1 protein-coding gene is annotated in these 4,498 nt (G+C 33.1%); it reads left to right on the forward strand.

What is annotated here, in order from left to right:
- Nucleotides 1-4,498, forward strand: a 4,498-nt coding sequence (locus ACE01P_RS24240; RefSeq protein WP_379701636.1) for an amino acid adenylation domain-containing protein, incomplete at both ends; no start/stop codon positions are given.

Here is a 4,498-nt window from a genome sequence, read left to right on the forward strand (position 1 = left end):
TTTGAAGAGCAAGCAGATAGAACTCCAAACAATATAGCGGTTGTGTTTGAAGGCAAGGAGCTGACTTATAAAGAAATCAATGAACAGTCCAATCAATTAGGGGCTTATTTAAGAGAAACCTATAAGATACAGGCTGAGGATTTGATAGGGATAAAGCTAGAGCGAAGCGAGCAAATGATAGTGGCTATTTTGGGGATACTAAAGTCAGGGGCAGCTTATGTGCCTATAGACTTAAGCTACCCGCAAGAAAGGATAGATTATATAGAAAAAGACAGTAATTGTAAAATTGTTGTTGATATAGAAGTATTAAAATGTTTTAACGAACTTAAGGATAGGTATTTAAAAAGCAATGTGGAGAAAATAATCAATCCGCAAAATTTAGCTTATGTAATTTATACTTCTGGAACCACAGGAAACCCAAAAGGGGTAATGATTGAGCATACATCATTAGTTAACCGTCTAGAATGGATGCAAAAAGCATATGTATTGTCAGACCAAGATGTTATTCTTCAAAAAACAAGCTATTCGTTTGATGTTTCGGTTTGGGAATTATTTTGGTGGATATACAAAGGTTCACAAGTGTGCATGTTAAAACCAGAAGGCCAAAAAGATCCCAAAGAGTTAATCGATTGTATCGAAAAAAATAAGGTTTCAGTTCTTCATTTCGTTCCTTCAATGTTAACTTTATTTTTGGATTATCTTAAAGAAAATGGACTTGGAAATGAACGTCTTAAAAGTCTTAAACAAGTATTTGTAAGTGGAGAGACTTTAAGTGTAAATCAAAATGATAAGTTCTTTGCTCAATTTACGAATGTTTCACTTATGAACCTCTATGGTCCAACAGAAGCAACTATTGATGTTAGTTATTTTAACTGTTCAAAGAATGATACTTTAATTCCAATAGGTAAACCAATTGATAATACTCAATTATTTGTTCTTAACAATAATTTACATCCTGTTTCTATAGGAGTAATAGGAAAGCTGTACATTTCTGGATCTGGACTGGCTCGCGGTTATTTAAACCAACCGGAGCTGACAGCAGAGAAATTCATTTCCAATCCTTTCATTGAAGGGGCAAGAATGTATGATACGGGGGATTTAGGCAGATGGTTGCCAGATGGGAATATTGAATTTTTAGGCAGGGAAGACCATCAGGTTAAGATTAGAGGCTTTAGAATAGAATTAGGTGAGATAGAAGCTGCTATATCCCAATATTCAGAGGATGTGCTACAGGTTATTGTTGAAGCCAAAGAGATAAATCAAGAGAAAGCTTTAGTGGCTTATTATGTTTCTAAATCAGAGATTGAAAAATCAGAAATTAGAAGCCATCTGCAAAATAAGCTACCTGAATATATGGTGCCGAGTTTTTATGTGGAGATAGAAAGCATCCCGCTGACTGCTAATGGTAAAGTGGACAGAAAAGCGCTTCCAAGCGTAACAGGTGAAGACGTAATTAAAAAAGAATACGTAGCGCCAAGAAATAAAGAAGAACAGCTTATAGTTGATATTTGGGCTTTAGTTCTTAAGCAGGAAGCGATAAGTGTCAAAGACAGTTTCTATAATTTAGGAGGAGATTCTATCAAATCAATTCAGGTAGTATCAAGACTAAAACAAAAAGGATATACTTTAAAGGTGGAGGATATCCTTCGTAATCCTATTGTTGAGGATTTGGCAAAACTAATCAAGGTGGATATTTCTATTATCAGTCAAGATATGATAAAGGGAGATGTAGTGTTGACTCCAATACAACGTTTCTTTTTTGGATCAGAACAAATCCCAAATAAAAATCATTATAACCAATCGGTGCTTTTAAAAAGTAAAATTCCCATAAATGAATCGTTTTTAAAAGAAACCGTTTCAATTTTAGTCCACTATCACGACGCACTTAGAATGCGTTATGAATTGGTAAACGATATATGGCAACAATATAATTTAGATAGTTCTGAGGATTGTTACAAAATTAGATTTTTTGATTTAACACAGTCCGTAAATGCAAATGAGGAGCTCCATAGATTAGGAGAAGAAATGCAGTCCAGTTTTAGTATTTCTTCAGGAACTTTATTTCAGATTGGTCATTTTAGAATGATTGATGGAGATCGATTGGCCTTAATTATCCATCATTTGGTTGTTGATGGAGTATCTTGGAGAATACTTTTAGACGATTTATCTACTGTATACGAATCTTTAGAGAATAACAATATTGTCCAACTTCCATTAAAGACAGATTCTTTCCAAAGGTGGGCTTCTCTTCTAGAATCCTATGCCAAGAGTCCAGCACAACAGCAAGAAAGAACATACTGGGAAAATCTTTCTCAAACGTCTATTGCATTGTTGCCTAAAGATTTTGAGGTTACTCAAGGCAAAGCTCCAATTAATGACTCATTGTCCTTTACTTTGGATATTGAATTGAGCCAAAAGTTACAAACAAAAGTACATGGCTTATACTCTACAGAGATAAATGATGTTTTGCTAACCGCTTTGGCACTGAGTATCAAAGATATTTTTGGTGTAGAAAAGAGTGTAATCGAAATCGAAGGACATGGTCGAGAAGAAATAATCGATGGGGTAGATGTTGGGAGAACCATAGGTTGGTTTACTAGTTTATATCCATTTATTTTGGATATTTCTGATAACCGATACCCAGAGATTGTATCAGTAAAAGAATCTTTACGAAAAATCCCTAATAAAGGTATTGGATATGGAATCTTAAAATACATGGATAATTCTTTTGAGAGCGAGTTATCTCCTAGTATTCAATTTAATTATTTAGGAAATTTTGGTTCTAATATTAGTGACAAAGATAACTCTCGCTTTGAGTTTGCTCACGAAAGTGTAGGAGCCCAAGTATGTATAGAAAATACTACCAATGATATTCTTTTGAATGTTTCAGGAATAATAGTTGCAGAACAGCTCAGTATCACTTTTGGATATTCATCATTTGTTTTTGAGAAGCAAACCATAGAGAAACTTACAGCTTCTTATCATAAGCAATTAAGAAAGTTGATAAATAGCCTTTCCCAAAATAAAGCAATTGGTTTACTCACTCCATCCGACTTGTCTTATAAAGGGTTATCTATAGAACAATTGTCTTTTATCAATAAAGAGGATACAATAGAAGATATTTATGAATTGTCGCCTTTACAACAAGGATTGTATTATCATTGGTTGGTTGACCAATCGAGTTCGATGTATTTCATGCAGACATCATATAGATTGTATGCTGAGAATTTGGATATAGATAATGTAAAAAGAGCTTATCAGTATTTGGTTAATAGATACGAAATATTTAGAACTAGTTTTAGTTCTAATTACGATGTGTTATTACAGATTGTCCATAAGGAGGCTTTTATCGATTTCAGTTTTAAATCTGTAAAAAAGGACAAAGACAGTGCTCTTTATTTGCAAAAAATAAAAGAAGAAGACAGATCTAGAGGATTTGATCTGAATAAGCCTACCCAAATGCGTTTGCAAGTAGTTGATCTAGGACATGGTATTTATGAATTCATCTGGAGCCACCACCATATTTTAATGGATGGATGGTGTATGAGTATTTTGATCAATGACTTTTCAAGCATCTTAAATGCTTTAAACAACAAGCAAATTATCAGTCTTGAGAAACCTGTCAAATATGCTAATTATATCAAATGGCTGTCTAAGATAAATAAAGAAACTTCTCTAGAATATTGGAAGAAATATCTAGATGGTTTTGTAACTGCAACGGAAATTCCTTTTAAAAACAAAAGGGAAATTCAAAGTAAAGAAGTCTCATTTAAAAGTGAAGAAATTTGTTTAGACGGAGAAGTATTTCAAAATATAAAAAATACTTGTAGCGGTTTAGAAATTACTACCAATACTTTTATTCAAGGGGCTTGGGGGTATTTGCTGTCTAGATACAACGATTCGAAAGATGTAGTTTTTGGGTCAGTTGTATCTGGAAGACCGCCAGAATTAGTGGGTATTGAAGACATGGTTGGGCTTTTTTCAAATACTATTCCAACAAGGGTACAGTATAATGAATCAGATACAGTTAAAGATTTCTTAAAACAATTGCATGCTGAAGCAATTAAAAGCACTGATTTTCATTATGTAAGTTTGGCAGAAGTGCAATCTCAAAGTCCTATTGGGATGGAACTCATCAATAACTTGATGATTTTTGAAAATTTTGTTGTAAAAGATAACGTTGGAAATATATTAAATGCGCCTGAAATAATAGGAAAAGAAACATCATTTCAATATGCTGATTCACATGACGAATCAAATTATAATTTTGTTACTACTATATATCCTTTTAAATCTTCTCTGAAAATTGAATTTAAATTTGATTCTAATATTTTTGATGTTGAATCGATAAGAAAAATGGTATCACATTTAGAGGCTGTAATACAAATTTTCAGTGCAGACAACAGTAGACTAATAGAAGACATCGATTATTTATCTCAAGCAGAGAAGCAGCAATTATTAGAGGAATTTAATGATACTGGGGTTGCTTATCCAAAGG

The organism is Flavobacterium sp. HJSW_4 (assembly GCF_042436695.1).
GTDB lineage: Bacteria > Bacteroidota > Bacteroidia > Flavobacteriales > Flavobacteriaceae > Flavobacterium.